This is a genomic window from Mediterraneibacter sp. 210702-DFI.5.30, from assembly GCF_020560115.1.
Lineage (GTDB): Bacteria > Bacillota > Clostridia > Lachnospirales > Lachnospiraceae > Mediterraneibacter > Mediterraneibacter faecis.
Map to the genome: position 1 here is coordinate 30,838 of NZ_JAJCME010000004.1, position 19,539 is coordinate 50,376.

Annotated in this window: 14 protein-coding genes; all 14 read right to left on the minus strand. The window is 39.1% G+C overall.

Annotation, left to right across the window (positions count from 1 at the left end):
• Positions 1-2 precede the first annotated feature (2 nt).
• Positions 3-1,211, minus strand: a complete 1,209-nt coding sequence (locus LI126_RS05370) for a DegT/DnrJ/EryC1/StrS family aminotransferase (RefSeq protein ID WP_196019812.1) — start codon at positions 1,209-1,211, stop codon at positions 3-5.
• Positions 1,212-3,155, minus strand: a complete 1,944-nt coding sequence (locus LI126_RS05375) for a polysaccharide biosynthesis protein (protein WP_226865784.1) — start codon at positions 3,153-3,155, stop codon at positions 1,212-1,214.
• A 216-nt stretch (positions 3,156-3,371) separates the two neighbouring features.
• On the minus strand, positions 3,372-4,916 hold the full coding sequence (locus LI126_RS05380) for an LCP family glycopolymer transferase (RefSeq protein ID WP_227164996.1): 1,545 nt from the start codon (positions 4,914-4,916) through the stop codon (positions 3,372-3,374).
• Positions 4,917-4,936: 20 nt separating this feature from the next.
• A complete protein-coding gene (locus LI126_RS05385; RefSeq protein ID WP_020435730.1) occupies positions 4,937-5,851 on the minus strand; it encodes a nucleotidyltransferase family protein in 915 nt (304 codons plus the stop codon).
• 57 nt (positions 5,852-5,908) lie between these two features.
• Positions 5,909-6,184 (minus strand): HPr family phosphocarrier protein, encoded by a 276-nt coding sequence (locus tag LI126_RS05390; RefSeq protein ID WP_055144774.1) that lies wholly within the window; start codon positions 6,182-6,184, stop codon positions 5,909-5,911.
• A 141-nt stretch (positions 6,185-6,325) separates the two neighbouring features.
• Positions 6,326-7,615, minus strand: coding sequence for a CdaR family protein (locus LI126_RS05395; protein ID WP_070103757.1), 1,290 nt, complete (start codon positions 7,613-7,615; stop codon positions 6,326-6,328).
• Positions 7,612-8,478 carry a diadenylate cyclase CdaA gene (gene cdaA / locus LI126_RS05400; RefSeq protein WP_015528821.1) on the minus strand — a complete coding sequence of 289 codons (867 nt, stop codon included), beginning with the start codon at positions 8,476-8,478 and terminating at the stop codon, positions 7,612-7,614. The genes LI126_RS05395 and cdaA overlap by 4 nt, the downstream gene beginning before the upstream one ends.
• Before the next feature lie 64 nt (positions 8,479-8,542).
• Positions 8,543-9,712 carry a hypothetical protein gene (locus tag LI126_RS05405; protein ID WP_227164997.1) on the minus strand — a complete coding sequence of 390 codons (1,170 nt, stop codon included), beginning with the start codon at positions 9,710-9,712 and terminating at the stop codon, positions 8,543-8,545.
• The gene (locus tag LI126_RS05410) at positions 9,709-10,107 is read right to left on the minus strand and encodes a hypothetical protein (RefSeq protein ID WP_319638099.1); all 399 of its coding nucleotides are present in this window, start codon (positions 10,105-10,107) and stop codon (positions 9,709-9,711) included. The genes LI126_RS05405 and LI126_RS05410 overlap by 4 nt, the downstream gene beginning before the upstream one ends.
• A gap of 47 nt (positions 10,108-10,154) precedes the next feature.
• Positions 10,155-10,829, minus strand: coding sequence for a ComF family protein (locus tag LI126_RS05415; RefSeq protein ID WP_227164998.1), 675 nt, complete (start codon positions 10,827-10,829; stop codon positions 10,155-10,157).
• A 5-nt stretch (positions 10,830-10,834) separates the two neighbouring features.
• A complete protein-coding gene (recD2, locus tag LI126_RS05420; RefSeq protein WP_020435725.1) occupies positions 10,835-13,045 on the minus strand; it encodes an SF1B family DNA helicase RecD2 in 2,211 nt (736 codons plus the stop codon).
• Between the two features lie 139 nt (positions 13,046-13,184).
• A complete protein-coding gene (locus LI126_RS05425) occupies positions 13,185-14,174 on the minus strand; it encodes a rod shape-determining protein (RefSeq protein ID WP_117540219.1) in 990 nt (329 codons plus the stop codon).
• Positions 14,175-14,464: 290 nt separating this feature from the next.
• Positions 14,465-17,308, minus strand: coding sequence for an excinuclease ABC subunit UvrA (gene uvrA / locus LI126_RS05430; RefSeq protein ID WP_227164999.1), 2,844 nt, complete (start codon positions 17,306-17,308; stop codon positions 14,465-14,467).
• 11 nt (positions 17,309-17,319) lie between these two features.
• Positions 17,320-19,305 (minus strand): excinuclease ABC subunit UvrB, encoded by a 1,986-nt coding sequence (gene uvrB / locus LI126_RS05435; protein WP_055144792.1) that lies wholly within the window; start codon positions 19,303-19,305, stop codon positions 17,320-17,322.
• Positions 19,306-19,539 lie beyond the last annotated feature (234 nt).

The window sequence follows — 19,539 nt, forward strand, 5'->3', positions numbered from 1 at the left end:
TTTTAAACCTCACTTACACATTTCCTAAATGTTTCAATCACATACTCTACATCCTCATCTGTCAGTTTTGTATGGAGCGGTAACGTAATCTCGTTTTCAAATAGTGCATAAGCATTCGGATAATCTTTGATATCAAATCCAAGATTTTTGTATGCTGTCAAAAGTGGAAGCGGTTTGTAATGAACATTTGTTGCAACGCCTGCTTCAGCCATCTTTGTAATTACTGCATTGCATTCTTCTCTTGTCTTTCCATTTAATCTAACAAGATACAAATGACCACTTGACGCAAAATCATCTCCATAATGGTTCAATACACTAAGATCCAGATCTTTCAATCCTTCATTGTATTTTTCTATAATTTCTTTTCTTCTTGCCAAAATCGATGGGTATCTTCTCAACTGTACAAGTCCAAGAGATGCCATAATATCTGTCATATTGCATTTATAATACGGCGCAATAATGTCATACTCCCACGCTCCCAGCTGTGTCTTAGCCAAAGCATCTTTAGACTGACCATGCAGAGAAAGAAGCATAAACTGTTTGTAAATTTCTTCATTATCTATTCCGTCAATATCTCTCCAGACTGCTGCTCCGCCTTCTGCTGTTGTAAGATTCTTTACTGCATGAAAAGAAAAGCTTGTAAAATCTGCAATTTCTCCACTATGCTTTCCATTTTTTGTAGCACCAAATGCATGCGCACCATCGGCTACTACCGCTATTCTTCCCATCTTTTTCTGTATCTCTGTGCTCGGACGGAATAATGACTTTTTCTTTTCTACAATGTCGTATATCTTGTCGTAATCACAAATCACCCCTCCAAGATCAACCGGAATGATTGCCTTTGTTTTCTCTGTAATTGCAGATTCCAGCTTTTCATAATCCATCTCATAAGAATCCGGCTGAGTATCTACTAATACAAGTGTTGCACCTACATGTACTGCAACACTTGCTGATGCAGTATACGTATACGCACTTGTAATCACTTCATCCCCCGGACCAATTCCAAGAACACGTAAACTCATCTCTGCACATGCTGTAGCTGAGTTAAGACAAACTGCCTTACTCGTATGGCAAAATGCTGCTATTTCGTTTTCGAATTTCTTTGTCTTAGGTCCTGTAGTTATCCATCCACTTCTTAAAGTATCTGCAACCTCTGCAATCTCTTCCTCCGTAATATCCGGTGGTGAAAATGCTATATGTCTGTTTTCCATCTATCTATCCTCCACAACTGGTTCTTCGTGACTCGCTTTTCCAAGACTTAATAATTCTTCATACATCTCTTCATCACGTTCTTTATCTTCTTCTCTGATATGATACGTCGAAACAATTCCAGATACGATTTTTTTCACATCCCTTGATTCCTCTGATGCAGCAATTTCGAGTTTTTTCAACTCGCTTAAGAAATGTACCTCATCAAATTCTAACGGTTGTCCCACATAAATCAGATTATTTGCCGTCTTCTGTAAACCTTCCTCTTTTGTTAGAATCTCCTCATACAATTTTTCTCCTGGTCGAAGTCCTGTATACTCAATATTCATATCCACACCAAGAGTATAACCTGACAAACGAATTAAATTCTTGGCAAGATCAGCAATTTTAACTGGCTCACCCATATCAAGCACGAAGATTTCTCCTCCATGAGCCAATGCGCCTGCCTGCATTACCAATGATACAGCTTCCGGAATTGTCATAAAGAAACGGATAATATCCGGATGTGTAACTGTCACAGGACCTCCGGCTGCCATCTGTTTCTTAAACAATGGAATAACACTACCATTACTTCCAAGCACATTTCCAAAACGCACAGCAACAAATTCCGTCTTGGAATATCTACTGAATGTCTGAATGATCATCTCACATAATCTCTTGGACGCCCCCATAATGTTTGTTGGATTAACAGCCTTATCTGTAGAAATCAGTACAAATTTCTTGACCCCATACTTATCCGCCGCACGTGCTGTCTTATAAGTTCCAAAAACATTATTTTTAATTGCTTCATTCGGACTGTCCTCCATCAGCGGGACATGCTTATGTGCAGCTGCATGATACACTACATCTGGTCGATAAAGATCCATCACACTTTCAATTCTCTTTGTATTACGAACTGAACCAATAAGCACTTCTAATCTAAGTTTTGGATATTTCTTTTTTAATTCTTGCTGTATATCATATGCATTATTTTCATATATATCAAAAATAATAAGCATTCTCGGATTATGTGCAGCAATCTGTCGACAGAGTTCGCTTCCGATAGAGCCACCACCTCCCGTTACAAGAACACTCTTGCCTCTCACATATCCGGCAATACTGTCAATATCAATCTTCACAGTATCTCTTCCCAGCAAATCCTCAATAGAAACTTCTCTTAATTTTGAGACACTTACCTCATCATTGATCAGCTGATACACGCCTGGAAGTACCTTCAGCTTACAGGTTGTTTCATTACAAATACGCAGGATATCTCTGGTGTCTTTATTATCAGCAGATGGAATTGCAAGCATAATCTCATCTACATCATATTTTTTCGCAGCCTCTTTAATTTTCGTACGGTCGCCGACAATGCGTACTCCGCGAATATATTTTCCGGTTTTTGATGGATTGTCATCAATTACACACACAACATTTCTGTTTAAATGTTTGCTTGTTTTCATCTCAGTGATTATTATATTACCGGCTTCGCCTGCTCCGATCACCATTGTATTGATTGGACGATTTGTGTTCTTTGAGATACCTCTTTGAAGAGCATGCAAAATACGATAAGAAAATCTTGTGATCAAAGTTGTCATTGTCAAGAAAAAGAAATAGAACAAATGAAAACTTCTTGGCACTGTCAGATAAAGCAGACTCATTCCAAATGCCTGAAATGCTGTTGATAAAATTGCCGCTGCACAAACAAGTAGCGCCTCATAAAGACTTGCATATGACCAGACTCTATTATATAAATTCAATAAAAGAAAGATGATCATTGTAGTAACTATATTAATCAACAAATACGTATTAACACTTGCCAAATCTTCCACAGGAACCGTGTTCCCATCCATTTTATATCTAACAATCAACGCTAGGTAAGAATTCACTATAATTGTAATGACATCTACAATAAATAGTAATATCATTCTTGATTTTGATGTTTTTAAGCTGAATATATTTTTCATAGAAATCCTCTCCATTAACAATGTTACAAATTATTACAAGTTTTTTACATAACTTATATATTATCAAATTTCATTCCATTATTCAATGTCTATACTTATTTTTTTCATAAATTGTGCAGGTTTTATATTTCTCTGCATTACGTTTTTGAAATCATTACCAATCAACTTTAAAAAAGGAGACGCTTCTTACTATTTCTGCGCCTCCTCTACCCATTCTTAATTTAATTTTTCTCCTTCGGTCAATATGCCGCCTTCTTCAACAACATTCACCAAATCAATAATATTCTGCACAGAAGATTCAATCGGTTCCATAATAAAGAGTTCTGTATCTCCACTGGAATAACAAGTACCTGTTGTATTCGTTCCTTCTGCTGCTATAGACTGGATTGTCCATGTTGCATTATTATTCAACTGATACTTGATCAGAGCATTGATCTGTTCCTGAGACATATTTGTCTCAACATCTTTGCTGACCTGTTCCATAATTGCATTTGCCTTCAAAAGCATTGTAGGCGACAGACATTTCTTTAGCATTGCAGTAATAACCGCCTGCTGATTTTTTCCTCTCTGATTGTCTCCATCAGGAAGATTGTGTCTTTCCCTGCAAAATGCAAGAGCTTCTTTACCATTAAAATGATTATACCCTTCCTGAACATCCATAGTATATTCTGAATCTTTACTTGTCGTAAATGCAAATTCAGAATATACATCAATTCCGCCAAGCGTATCAACAATATCAATTAATGAAGTGAAATTCAATCTCGCATAATAATTAATATCTGTCTCATATAATTCACCCAAAGTTTTCATAGATGCATCTATACCATAGATTCCCGCATGTGTTAACTTATCTCTCTGTCCTCCTGAAACTCCCGGAATAGGAACATAATAATCACGCGGTGTTGTTACAAGTAATATCTGATGTGTTTGTGGATTTACAACTGCAATAATATTCACGTCACTTCGACTTGTTTCTGATACATCACCATAAACATCAATACCACTGATATAAACTGTAAATGGTTCTTTTATAATACTGTCATCTGTTGCTCCTGTTGAATTTCCGAAATCCAACTCAACACGTATATTAAATGTATACAACACTTTCACTTTATCGCTATAACCATCTACTGCTTCTTCCATCAGACTTGTATATGCACTGTTATAAATGATTGCATCACAATCCCCATCAATCAAAGCCTGTGCTTGTGTCTGGACAGAATCATACTCTTTTACTTCGATCGTATCAACGCCAATCTGCTTTTCAATATCGGCCACAGCTGTCTGTATATTGCCAGCACCTTTCTCAAACTGTACACCATACGTATAGTCTGCCGCATCTTCTATTGTCTCTGCCGAATCATCTGCTCGCACTGCAACAACCATCTTATCTACTTTATAGTTGCTGCCTGTGATCTTTCCAATCATATTATTAGCCTGAGCGACATAATAACTTCCTGTAAACATCACAACAGCCATAAGTAAACTGAACACTTTTCCCAAAGTCCCCCGTTTTCTCCTTGCCACCTGTGAATTCAGTGTCACACACCATAAGAAAAACAGTATTGCTGCTGCCAGTATCAGATACTTATCCGGAATCATTCCTAACAAATACAATACCGCCATTAAGGCTATACTGGCAATCGTCTGAAGAATGATACACAAAGTTCCCAGCTTATTACTTCCCGATCTGCGGGAATACTTATTTGTACTTTTCTTTCTGCGTGCAGAATTGCCAGCAGATTCTTTTCGTTTTGCCATCTTACATCCCTTTTCTCAAATTAGAACAATTTTGACGGGTAAACTCCTTTTTCAATCAATCCACGAAGTGCTGCTGTTACAGATTCTTTATCTTCCTTATATGTCACCCCAAACCACTGGTCATGTGACTGCAGTACTTTTACTTCCAGTTTTCCATCACTTAACAGATCTCCAATCATTGTCGGAAGCAGATATTCTGCTTTTAGATCTGTACTTTCTGTTTTCTCAAGAAACTCATCAAATCCTGTCTTAAGAATCTCGAAAAATTCAGGTGTAATTCCCCACATATTCATAGATACCGGTGAATCAACGTCAAGGAATACATCTCCATCCTCTTTGTGGATTACAGCTTTTCCGTCTTCTTTTTCGATGTTATGTGTCTCTTCAATGTCTGCAAGCATGCCATGTCCGTCTACTTCGCACACACCTCTGGTCACGCCTCCGTTATCACTCAATGTATTTTTCAATACAAAGCTGACCATACAAATCTGCATTATATCAGCAGATGGAAGGTTTGTCAAATAACTATATGCCTCTTTAAATGCTTCTTTTCCATAATAATCATCTGCATTAATTACAAGGAATGGAGCATCCACCACATCTTTACAGCAAAGAATTGCCTGACCTGTTCCCCAAGGTTTTGTTCTTCCTGTGAATTTTCCGCTGAATTTTTCCGGAATATCATCAAGCTCTTGAAATGCATATGCTACTTCTACTTCTTTTTCAATACGGTTGCCAATGATCTCTTTGAAATCTTTCTCGAGATCTTTGCGGATAACGAATACAACTTTGTCAAACCCTGCTTCTAATGCATCATAGATGGAGTAGTCCATGATAATCTCTCCATTTGGTCCAATCGGAGCCAGCTGCTTGATTCCGCCTCCAAAACGACTTCCAATGCCTGCCGCCATGATTACTAATGTTGCTTTGCTCATTTCTTTTTCCTCCTAATGTCTCTTCACTGTTACAATATACCGGTTTATAAACACTACTTATTCTCCCAATCCATCTTTCACAAGTTGAACCATGTCTGAAAGTGCTGTTTCTTCGTCTTCTCCTTCACAAATAATTGTAATCTCATCTCCGCTTTTTATGCATGCACCCAGTACACTTAATACACTTTTGGCATTTGCATTCACTTCTTCATTTTTCATCTTCTTGTACACTGTGATCTTGCTCTTGTACTGCATTGCAGTTTTACAAAACAATCCTGCCGGTCTTAAATGAAGTCCTGTCGGATTTTTGATCACTACTTTATCGCTTATCATATTATTCTCCTATTCTATCTCTTTGATAGTTTGAAGTTTTAACTTCAACATCATATAATATGCATTGAAAACTGTCAATGCCGGCCATCTTAATTCTTTTTTAATTTAGACCTGTAATTCACAAAACAATATAAAGTATCACTAATTTGTCTCAGAGTTATTTTCCGGTTGTTCATCTTCTGTGGATTCTTTTTCAGTCAATACAAGCTGCACTGACACTGGTTTTGTCAATGTCACTCCATCTGGAAGATCTACTTCTACCGGTATGTCATAAGTACCTTCCTTCGTGTAATTCTGTAGGTTTACCGATACTGCATTACTGATATCCAGACTATCCAGCGTATCTTTCTCTCCCTGAAATACAAGTGTCACCTCAGCATCTGGCTCATAACTTACCTGAAGATTTTTTGCCAGATAATTCTGTTTGATGGATGCAACCATAAACTCAATTGTACGATTTCCCAACTGTTCGATCATTGCAGTTGCGGTAACCTTTCCCGAAGCACCTTCAATAAGTTCTACACCTTCCGGCAGATAATCTGTAATGTCGAATGCTTTCTCTATCTTTTCTGTTGCCCCATCAATAGACAATTCAGATGCTGGAATATTGATACTTTCAATCTGGGATAAAGCCTCTTCTTTTCCGCAGACCTGCACGCTCGCTGGTTCGCTCGAACAACCCAGATATTCATATCCATCTGCCGGTGTTCCAGATGCTTCAAATTTCAACGGAACCGTCTTGATCCTCATCACTGTCACATCTACAGTGATTCCATCTTCTCCAAGATTATTACTTAGCTGTCCCTGATTGATCACATTTCCAGATGCATCATATAAAACAAGTTCTGCTGTAAGTTCTTCATCTTTCGAAATTCCATCTACATTAATCTTCGCTACAGCCTTATCAATTGATTTTACTGTGGATTCTGCTCCTGTAATCGTTATTTTTTCCGGATTAACTTTCATCTCTCCAATCTGATAACCGTCACGCTGCGTTCCGGTTGTGCTAACAGTCAATGTAAATACATTCTTACCTGTCGGTTCTGTCTTAATCTGTATGTTTCTCGGAACAGACTCTGCCGACTGATAAGATCCACTATACTTTGGAATTGATACTGAAATTGGTATCAACCCTGTCCTGGAATCCATTTCTTTAATATCCGCAGTAGCCACAATATCATCTGACTTAATCTGTTGAATCACTGAACGTTTTGCATAAACAACTACGTTTACATTCTGATCATCTAAAACCGTATAAACTTCCCCACCCTGTGCAATCACATCATCGTTCGCTATCGTAACTTTGATGTTTGTATAGGTTGATTTCGTAACCGGATTAGCAACATTCGCAACAATCAGCCAAAGAAATGCTGCAAAAACAAATGCAATAATCTTAAGCGGAAGATTCGTTGTCAATTTGTATTTTTTCATGATCTGTGCCATCCTTTCCGTATAGAAAACTTGTTCTTTGTCTCTGTCTTTCTATACTGAATCTGGCTTAACTGACTCCGAAGTTCTTCTGCGTTAATAGCTCGAAGCAATCGTCCTCCGGAAGCCACAGAAACAAGTCCCGTTTCTTCTGAAACAACAATCACAAGGGCATCACAAACCTCGCTCATTCCCAATGCAGCACGATGCCTTGTTCCCAGATCTTTACTGATTGTCATGTTATCCGAAAGTGGCAGATAGCATGTTGCTGATGTAATTCTGTCCCCTCTGATAATAACCGCGCCGTCATGAAGTGGTGTGTTATGTTCAAAAATATTGATCAGCACCTGAGAAGACACTTTACAATCAAGCTCTATACCTGTCATTTCATACTCTGTTAACTGAATCACCTGTTCTACTACGATCAATGCTCCTGTACATACACTTCCCATAGCATAACAAGCTCTTACAATACTATCCAGTGTTTCATCTGAAAACCTTTGATTTTCTTTATTTTTATCAAACGGATTAATGTTACTAAATAAATTCTTCTCTCCCAGCTTCTCCAGTGCCCGTCTAAGTTCGGGTTGAAAAACAACAATTGCTGCTATCGCTAATACATTAATTGACTCTTTTGCCAGATACAGGATCGTATTCATTTGAAAAAGCCATGCTAGAAGAATAAAGCCTCCCAACATCAGCATTCCTCGCAGAAGCATCCAGGCTTTTGTGTTCTTGATCCAGAGCATGATTTCATAGACAATAATCGTCACAATCAGAATCTCTATGATATCTTTTATCTGTATATGTGGAAAATACATTCCATTTGAATAATTTCTTATAAAATTCTGAATCCACTCTATCATCTCAAGTCTCACCACCTTATGTAATCATTCGTTGTCATCCACTTTTGAGTCTTTTTTCTACTGATTACTCGTTTTTCTCATTATTCTGATCCAAACCTAATTCCTTACTCAGACTTCTTGTTAAAAGAATGTCTTCCGTCATCTTTGAATCATTAAAAATTGCTGTCTGTGTAAAATCAGGCTCCTTTTTCAATTGTTCTGCTCGGTTTCCGATCTCTTTCTTTTCAATCTTTTTCAAATCAGATACCTCTGATGCAGCAACATTGCTTTCTCTCTCTGAGATATCCAGCATCTCCGATTCCTGTTCCTGATGTTCTGTAATATGTTTCACTTGCTTCTCAGGCATCTGAACTCCTACTTTCGGAACTGCCTTTACATAATAATAGTATTCGTCATCTTCAAACTGAACATTCTCTGTTCTTGAATAATCCACAGAGAAAAAAATAACTTCAAGGAACAATCCTATTACAACACCAAGAATTCCACTGAAAATCATCATCGTATAAGACATATGAAGTCCAAGAGAAATATTTCCCGATGCACCTACGATCACACAAACTGCTGCTCCTGTTGCTGATGCAATCTTCCAGGAATGATCGACTGCCCGATTTTTAATACCGTTCACTACCAGTATTCCAATCACTACTGCAAACAGCATAACCCACATCTCTTGATAGCCTACAAACTGTTTTGTAAAATTGGTTAAAGTGCTGATCATTGTTGTTCCATCTGTACCTTTCAATGCTGTTGCAGAAGCTTTGATCAGGTAAAGTAGATAATAAACAAGAATTCCGCAGGATGCAGGGACAATCCATACTGTAGTACCTAACAGCCCAAATATAACCGGAATCACCAGTGGTATTTTCATGCCGAACACTACTACCGTCAGCAGAATCAGCCAGCTCTTCTCCGGAGTAAATCGAAAGTAGAAAATATACATTAACAAAAACAGTATCACCGTAACTCCGGCTATTGGCATAGATAATGTATATAAATGAGCCACTATTAACACAGTTGCTGCTGCCGTCATTACTGCCAGAGGGAGAAATGTACAGACTACTGCTAAGCCAACAGTACAAAGAACAGATGATGCCATCTTCATAAATCCAATATTAGAATTGATCAGGTTAAACACCAAAAGTGCAAGCAAAAACTGTGCTCCCTTTCGAACCAAGAGAGAGTGAGAAACATAAATCTGCTTAAATCTTTCTCTAAGAACCAGTAAATTGTTCATTGTTCATTCTTCTCCTTTTTACACATCTTCTCTAAACGGGACAAATTACGATAATAACGTTTTACATTCTGTTTGGCAACTGCATGTTTTCTCTTATAAAAACTATTTGCGCAAACCCCATATATAACTAAAAGAACTATATAGCCTGCAATTGCTGCAATCAAGAGAACGAATAGTTTTAAAATTGTCAGATCAGCAGATAAACTATCACTTGAATAAATGCAGAAACTAACGAACAAAATTGCATAACCTATTGTTACCCAGATCAATGTAATCCATGTCTTAAGACTTGCATAATCTTTTCTGTAATAATCGGCAATTTTAAAATCATCTTTGTGATTCTTCTCATATATCGACATTTTTGTCATTAAACGAATCCTGTCTTTATCTAACATATCCGACATTCACCTTTCCAGATTTCTCTCCTAAGTATACCATATGTTCAGATGCCTTGTCCAATGCTTAGAGTCAAAAAGTAGACATTTTCAACACCTGCTTTTTTCAGGATTCCTGCAGCACGTTCTATTGTACTTCCGGTTGTGTAAATATCATCAATCAGTAGAATGTTCTGGCGTGGATTCCACGATTTTGAAACCGCAAATGCCCCCTTCAGATTTCTGTGTCTCTGCTCCCCGTTCATTTCCTTTAAAGGCCGGGTTTTCTTAATCCGATATAAAACATCTTTTTCCATAGGAATTCCCATGCATTCTGATAACTGCTTTGCTAAAAGTTCTGCCTGATTATATCCTCGTTTTCTCATTTTCGATCTATGTAATGGAATTGGAATAATTGCCTGGATCCCCCATCTTCGAATCTGAAATTCAAACTCATCTGCCAGCTCTTTCCCAAAGATTTCCGCATAATATCGCTTGTTGTGATATTTCAACCGATATACTGAATTTGAAACCGGCGGAATGTGAACCCATAGGCTGCGTCCTTGTTCATAATTACTTTTTCTTCTTTCACAATCCCTGCAATACTCTTTCGTTTCATCCTCCAATGGCTTTCCACAATGGATACATTTTATTTCTCCCACCTTAACAACCTGTTTTCTACAGTCATCGCAAATACCTTTTGAGCTGATTTCCTGACAAAACGGGCATCTTTTTGGATACATTTTTTCTAAAATTCTTTGATTCGCTCGTCTAAGCTTGTAAATCTTCCCTGTTCGCTTTTGTTTTCGATCATTTCCTGAAATGTTAGTTCACTCCCTACTATTGTTAAACATTTTTTTGCCCGCGTCACTGCTGTATAAAGCAGATTCCTGTTATATAGTAACTTTGGTCCTGGAAGAAGTGGGATAATGACCGCCGGATACTCGCTTCCCTGAGATTTATGAACCGTAATCGCATAGGCAAGTTCTAACTCATCTGTCATATCGTATCCATATTTTACCTTTCTCCCCTCATCATATTCCACGATAACAGTTTCTGTATATTCATTGATTTCATCAATGACTCCCATATCACCGTTAAAAACTCCAATTCCTTTGTCAACTGTTAATCCAAATCTGGTAGAAACTTCCCACTCTAATTGATAATTATTTTTAATCTGCATTACTTTGTCACCTTCACGGAACAATCTACCATTAATTTCTTTCTCCGTTTTTTGGGAATCTGAAGGATTCAGATATTGCTGTAGAATCACATTCAATCGTTCTACACCCAGCAATCCCTTACGTGTTGGTGTCATTACCTGGATTTCATTTGGGTCAGCCTGCACATATCTGGGTAATTTCTTCTGTATTAAAGTAATAACGACGCTAATGATCGTATTCGCATCCTGGCGTTTTAAGAAGAAGAAATCTCGGCTTTTATTATCAATTGTAACCGGTTCTCCTGCATTGATCTTATGAGCATTTACTACAATATCACTCTCTCCTGCCTGACGAAAAATCTTTGTAAGCGTCACTACGTGAAATTTTTCTGAGCGTATGATATCTTTTAACACACTTCCCGGTCCCACGGACGGAAGCTGATCCACATCTCCCACAAGAATAAGTCTTGTTCCCGGAATAACTGCTGATAAAAGCGCATGCATCAGATTCAGATCAACCATGGACATCTCATCTATAATGATAACATCTGTCTCAAGTGGATTCTCTCTGTTTCTCAAAAATCCACCTACACTGTTCTCTTCCTCAGGATTTCCACTTACTTCAAGTAGTCTGTGAATCGTCTGGGCTTCATATCCTGTAGCCTCTGTCATTCGCTTTGCCGCGCGTCCTGTTGGCGCTGCAAGAAGGATACTCATTCCTTCGCTTTCAAAAAATTGAATCATCGTATTGATCGTTGTCGTCTTACCTGTACCCGGTCCTCCTGTTAATATGAGCAAACCATGTTTAATAGCTTCTATAACAGCTCTGTGCTGCATTGGATCCAATTCTATCTTTTCTTTCTGTTCTACTCTTTTCAGACGTTTCTCCATCATGTCTTCCGGCATCTGACAGTCAATATCAAGATCATTAAGCATTTTCGCAGTATTCAATTCCAAGTAATAATAATGTGCTGGATAAATGCGAATTTCCTCATCCACTTCTTTCATAACTGTTTTCCGCTCTATACACAGATCCATGATGTACTTCTCAATATCTTCAAGATCAACTCCTAAAAGTGCATTTGCCCTTCGAAGCAATATATTCTGTGGTAAATACACATGCCCCTCACCTACTGCCTGTTGCAATGTATAAAATAAACCACTTCGTATACGATAGTCTGAATCTGTATGTATGCCAATCTTGGATGCAATTTCATCCGCAGTCTTAAATCCGATTCCTTCAATATTATCTGCAAGCTGATACGGATTTTCTTCTAGCACTTTATACACTTTCATTCCGTAATACTGATAAATCTTGGCTGCCAGCTTTGTTGAAATACCGTATTTCTGCAGATAAATCATGGCTTTTCGCATATCTTTCTTTTCTTCAAGCTGAGATGCAATCTCCTGTGCTTTTCTCTCACTGATTCCTTTAATCTCCGCAAGTCTTTCCGGCTCTTCTTCAATAATGCGGAAAGTATCCTCTTTAAACTTTTTCACGATTCGGCCAGCCAGTGCCGCACCCACACCTTTCACTGCTCCGGAGCCAAGATATCGTTCAATAGAAACAATATCCTCCGGCTCTTTTACTTTATAATGAGAAATCTTCAACTGCTTACCATAAACATTATGATTCACATATTCTCCTTGAATTTCAAGAAGTTCTCCTTCATTAATATAGTTCAGACTTCCCACGCATGTCACTTCACCATCATCATGTTCAATATGGAATACTGTATACCCATTATCAGAATTTCTATATACAATATGACTCACATACCCTGTAACTGTTTCCACACTTTTTCCTCTCTCTTCTTGTATCTTTTCCTATTTATATGCAGAAAAAGGGTGTGTTCCTATTATACACACCCCTTGTAATTGAATCTTCTTCTCTAAGAACCTGACACTTCAAATTCTTTTTTCAGAATTCTTTCTCTTAAAACTCTTTTCTTCCACTCATAAATTCCACAAACTGTCCGGTACCAATTGCAACGACTTTCATCGGATCCTCCGCTGTCATCGTATTAATTCCTGTTCTCTCTTCGATCAATTCTTCCAGTCCGCGAAGAAGTGATCCTCCTCCGGTAAGAACAATTCCACGATCAAGGATATCTGCCGACAACTCCGGTGGAGTCTGCTCAAGTACTCCGATTACAGCTTCTACAATCTGTCCGGTAGATTCTCTCAAAGCTTCTTCTGTCTCAGATGAAGTCACCGTAACTGTCTTCGGAAGCCCCGTTACCAGATTACGCCCTCTGACTTCCATCTTCTCTTCTTCTACAAGTGGATAAGTCGTTCCAATCTTAATCTTGATATCTTCTGCCGTTCTTTCTCCAATCAGAAGATTGTGTTTCTTTCTCATATAGCGTACGATTGCTTCATCGAAATCATCACCTGCTATCTTAATTGATGTATTCACAACTGTTCCACCCAGCGAAATAACTGCAATATCTGCTGTACCGCCACCGATATCAACAATCATATTTCCACAAGGCTTTGAAATATCTATCCCTGCTCCTATTGCTGCTGCCACAGGTTCTTCAATCAGATGAACTTCTCTTGCTCCGGCTGCAAATGTAGCCTCTTCCACTGCTTTTTTTTCTACTTCTGTAACACCACTTGGTACACAGATACTAATTCTCGGCTTCTTAAATGTACGTTTTCCCAGAGCTTTCTGAACAAAATACTTAATCATCTTCTCCGTCACGGTATAATCAGAGATTACTCCTTGTCTGAGTGGTCTTACCGCAATAATATTTCCCGGTGTTCTTCCAAGCATCAGACGCGCTTCTTCACCAATTGCCTTGATCACATTCGTATCACGATCAAATGCGACAACTGATGGTTCTTTCAGAACAACCCCTTTTCCTTTCACATATACCAGTACACTGGCTGTCCCCAAATCTATTCCAAGATCTACTGACATCATAATTTCTATATCTCCCTTCTAAAACGCTCTTTTACTGTTCTCAGCAATCTACTACAAATAAACAACTTTGTCTGTTACTGATTCCAGCATTCTCTTTCCTCAATCAAGTGTCTTTTGTCCCTTGAAGGGGTTTATCGTTACTGTTTTTTACTATTACTGTTGTCAATATTATGTAGCCAAAACAGTAATGTTTTATCATCCGCATACTTTAGTATAATAGACTTCGCTTAAAATAGAAAGGCATTTTTTGCATATATTTTACGACTTTTTTCGACTTTTTTTCGTCTTTATTTCTCCAATATAGACGCAATATATTTCCCTGTATAAGAATCTGGATTCTTTGCGACCTCTTCCGGAGTACCACTTGCCACAACAGTTCCTCCGCGGTCTCCTCCTTCTGGTCCAATGTCAATAATATAGTCTGCCGTCTTAATCACATCCAGATTATGTTCGATTACAATTACTGTATTTCCATCCCCGGAAAGTCTGCGGAGAATCTCTGTTAATTTATGCACATCTGCAAAATGAAGTCCTGTCGTAGGTTCATCCAGAATATATACCGTTTTTCCGGTACTGCGTTTGCTAAGTTCTGTCGCAAGTTTAATTCTCTGTGCCTCGCCACCTGAAAGCTCTGTAGAAGGCTGTCCCAAACGAATATACGACAATCCGACATCTCTCAACGTCTCCATCTTTCTTCGAATACTTGGCACGTTTTCGAAGAAATCTACCGCTTCTTCCACTGTCATATTCAATACATCATAAATATTTTTCCCTTTATAGCGTACTTCCAGAGTCTCACGATTGTAACGCTTTCCACCACAGACCTCACATGGAACATAAACATCCGGAAGAAAATGCATCTCGATTTTCAGGATTCCGTCTCCTGCACATGCTTCGCAACGTCCCCCTTTAACATTAAAGCTAAACCGTCCTTTCTTGTATCCACGTGCTTTTGCATCCGGCGTTCCTGCAAACAAATCTCGGATCAAATCAAACACGCCTGTATAAGTGGCAGGATTTGACCGTGGCGTCCTTCCGATTGGTGACTGGTCGATATTAATCACTTTGTCAACCTGCTCTAGCCCTTCTATTCTCTTATGTTTTCCAGGGATTGTTCTTGCCCGGTTCAAGTCTCTTGCAAGTCTTTTATATAAAATCTGATTCACAAGAGAACTTTTCCCCGATCCAGACACTCCCGTTACACAAGTCATAACTCCCAAAGGGAATTTTACATCAATGTTCTTGAGATTATTCTCTTGTGCACCGACTACTTTCAGATAACCTGTCGGCTTCTTTCTTTCTGTCGGAACCGGAATCCTGATTTTTCCACTCAAATACGCTCCTGTGACAGAATTTGGATTTTTCATAATTTCCTGTGCATTTCCCACAGCAACAACCTGACCGCCATGTTCTCCTGCCCCCGGACCGATATCTACTATATAATCCGCTGCCAGCATCGTATCTTCATCATGTTCTACTACAATCAATGAATTTCCAAGATCACGCAGATGTTTCAGCGTCGCAAGAAGTTTATCATTATCTCTTTGATGAAGTCCGATACTCGGCTCATCCAGAATATATGCAACTCCGACCAGACCTGATCCAATCTGTGTTGCAAGGCGAATTCTCTGTGCTTCTCCACCGGAAAGTGTTCCTGTCGCACGCGCAAGCGTCAGATAATCCAGACCGACATCCATCAAAAACCTAATTCTTGCTTTGATCTCTTTCAGAATCTGATTACCAATCAACTGCTGTGTCTCTGTCAATTGAAGTTCATCTAAAAATTTCTGAAGACGTTCTATAGAAAGTGTTGTCACTTCTGAAATATTCTTATCTCCAACTGTTACAGCTAAAGCCCCCGGCTTCAAGCGCTGTCCTTTACAGGCTGAACATGGTGTAATATTCATAAATGTCTCATATTCTGCTTTCATCGTCTGAGAACCTGTCTCACGGTAACGACGTTCTACATTCTTGATCAATCCTTCAAATGCAACCGGATAAATCCCTTCGCCTCTCTGACCTTTATAATAAACCTTTACTTCTTTTCCGTCTGTTCCATAAATCAAAATATCATGGATTTCTTTTGGATAATCCTCAAAAGGGGTGTCCAGATCAAAATGATATTCTTTACACAGTGCATCCAGAATTGCACGTGTGAAGCTGCTCTTGTCTGTACAGGACTGCCATCCTAAAACTGCAATCGCACCTTGATTAATAGACAACGACGGATCCGGAATCATCAGTTCTTCTGAAAATTCCATTTTGTATCCAAGTCCAAAACATTCCGGGCAAGCACCAAATGGATTGTTAAAAGAAAAACTGCGTGGTTCAATCTCATCAATACTGATCTCACAGACAGGACAAGAAAAACTCTGACTGAAATTCATTGGCTCTCCATCGATCACATCTACAAGAAGCAGTCCCTCTGCCAGCTGAAGTACATTTTCCACGGAATCTGTCAGTCGCTTTTCAATTCCAGGTTTTACTACAAGACGATCTACAATAATCTCAATATTATGCTTGATATTCTTATCTAATGTAATTTCTTCTGAAAGCTCATACATATTGCCATCCACACGAACACGAACATATCCACTCTTTTTTGCACGTTCGAAAAGCTTTACATGTGTTCCTTTTCTTCCACGTACAACAGGTGCCAAAAGCTGTATCTTCGTTCTCTCCGGAAGCGCCATAATCTGATCCACCATCTGATCTACCGACTGTTTTGCAATCTCACGACCACATTTCGGGCAATGCGGAATTCCAACTCTCGCATATAATAATCGAAAATAATCATAAATCTCCGTAACAGTTCCAACTGTGGAACGTGGATTGTGGTTCGTTGATTTCTGATCGATAGAAATTGCAGGTGAAAGCCCTTCGATACTTTCTACATCCGGTTTCTCCATCTGACCAAGAAACTGTCTTGCATAGGAAGACAGTGATTCCATATAACGTCTCTGACCCTCTGCATAAATTGTATCAAATGCAAGGGAAGATTTTCCAGAACCGCTAAGTCCCGTCAAAACAACCAGTTCATTTCTTGGGATATCTACATCTATATTCTTCAGGTTATTCTCATTCGCGCCTCGTATCTTAATGTACTGTCTGGCGTCCATTTTCTTACCCATTTTGTAATCTCCTATTCCATATCATTGAGCATCTTTTTTAATTCAACAAGCTTATCACGAAGCTCTGCCGCTGCCTCAAAGTTCAATTCCGCTGCTGCCTTCTTCATCTGTTTCGTCAGATCCGCGATCAGTTTCTCCAGTTCTTTCTGGCTCATGGACTCCGGATCTTTTTCAAGCCGCATCTCTTCTGCCGCAACCTTTTTAGAGATACTGATCAGATCACGCACTGACTTCTGAATCGTCTTCGGCGTGATTCCATGCTCTTCATTGTATCTCATCTGAATCTCACGACGACGCTGTGTCTCATCGATCGCCAGCTGCATTGATTCTGTAATCTTATCTGCATACATGATTACATGTCCTTCTGCATTACGCGCTGCACGACCGATTGTCTGAATCAGCGAAGTCTCTGAACGAAGGAATCCTTCTTTATCTGCATCAAGGATTGCAACAAGAGTGATTTCCGGAATATCAAGTCCTTCTCTCAAGAGGTTGATTCCAACCAACACATCAAACACATCCAGACGCATATCTCGGATGATTTCCGTACGTTCAAGCGTATCAATATCCGAATGAAGATATTTTACACGGATTCCTACTTCACGCATATAATCTGTCAAATCTTCTGCCATGCGCTTTGTCAGCGTTGTGACAAGGACTTTATTCTTCTTACTGATCTCTTTGTTCACTTCACCGATCAGATCATCAATCTGTCCTTCTACCGGTCGCACCTCAACTTCCGGATCCAGAAGTCCTGTCGGGCGGATTACCTGTTCTGCACGAAGAAGCTCATGATCCTTCTCATACTCTCCCGGTGTTGCAGATACAAACATCACCTGATTAATCTTACTTTCAAACTCATCAAAATTAAGCGGTCGGTTGTCCTTCGCAGATGGGAGACGGAACCCATAATCTACCAATGTCTGCTTTCTCGACTGGTCTCCGTGATACATTCCACCAATCTGCGGGATTGTCTTATGTGACTCATCAATCATCATAATAAAATCATCCGGGAAATAATCGATCAATGTATACGGAGCCTGTCCCGGTCGAAGCCCTGCCAAATGTCTGGAATAATTCTCAATTCCGGAACAAAATCCAGTCTCCTTAAGCATCTCAATATCAAAATTCGTTCGCTCCGCAATACGCTGTGCCTCTAAAAGCTTATCATTTCTCTTAAACTCTTTGACACGTTCTTCTAATTCTTCTTCAATATCTGCCACCGCACGCTTGATATTCTCACGGTCAACCACGTAATGAGATGCTGGAAAGATTGCTACATGTTTCAGTTCGTCCTTCACTTCTCCTGTCAAAATATCAATCTCTGAGATCCTGTCTATCTCGTCTCCAAAGAATTCCACACGAATCGCTGTGTCACTCTCATATGCTGGAATGATTTCCAAAACATCTCCACGCACACGAAATGTACCACGGTGGAAATCCATATCATTACGATCATACTGGATCTCAATCAGCTTTGCCATTACTTCATCACGATCTTTGATCATACCAGGACGCAAAGAAACTACCATGTTCTGGTAATCTACCGGGTTACCCAGCCCATAGATACAAGATACACTTGCAACAATGATCACATCTCTTCGCTCCATCAGTGACATAGTTGCGGAGAGTCGAAGCTTATCAATCTCGTCATTGATGGACGAATCCTTGGCAATATATGTGTCTGAAGATGGAACATATGCTTCCGGCTGATAATAGTCGTAGTAGGAGACAAAATATTCCACTGCGTTATTTGGAAAGAACTCTTTGAATTCCCCATACAGCTGCGCAGCCAGCGTCTTATTATGTGCAATAATCAATGTCGGCTTGTTCATCTGTTGAATGACATTCGCCATGGTAAATGTCTTACCAGATCCAGTAACGCCAAGCAACGTCTGACACTGGTTTCCTTCTTTGAAGCCTTCGACCAGCTCTTTAATTGCCTGCGGCTGGTCGCCAGTTGGGTTGTATTGTGATACTAATTCAAAATGATCCATGTAATTTCTCCTGAGCGCTCTAATTTAGCGGTGATATTTTAGAAATAGTAGTTGTTTTCTTAGCATTGTTACTTGTATAGTATATCATTCAGGAGAAAAAAAGTACAGAACTAAATCGAATGTTTGTTCTGTACTTTTACATCTTAGCTCGATTCTACATACCTTTAAAATGTATCTGGATTTAAAGTCAACTTTTTTATTTCGTTGACAGAATAACCTTTTAAGATATATAAT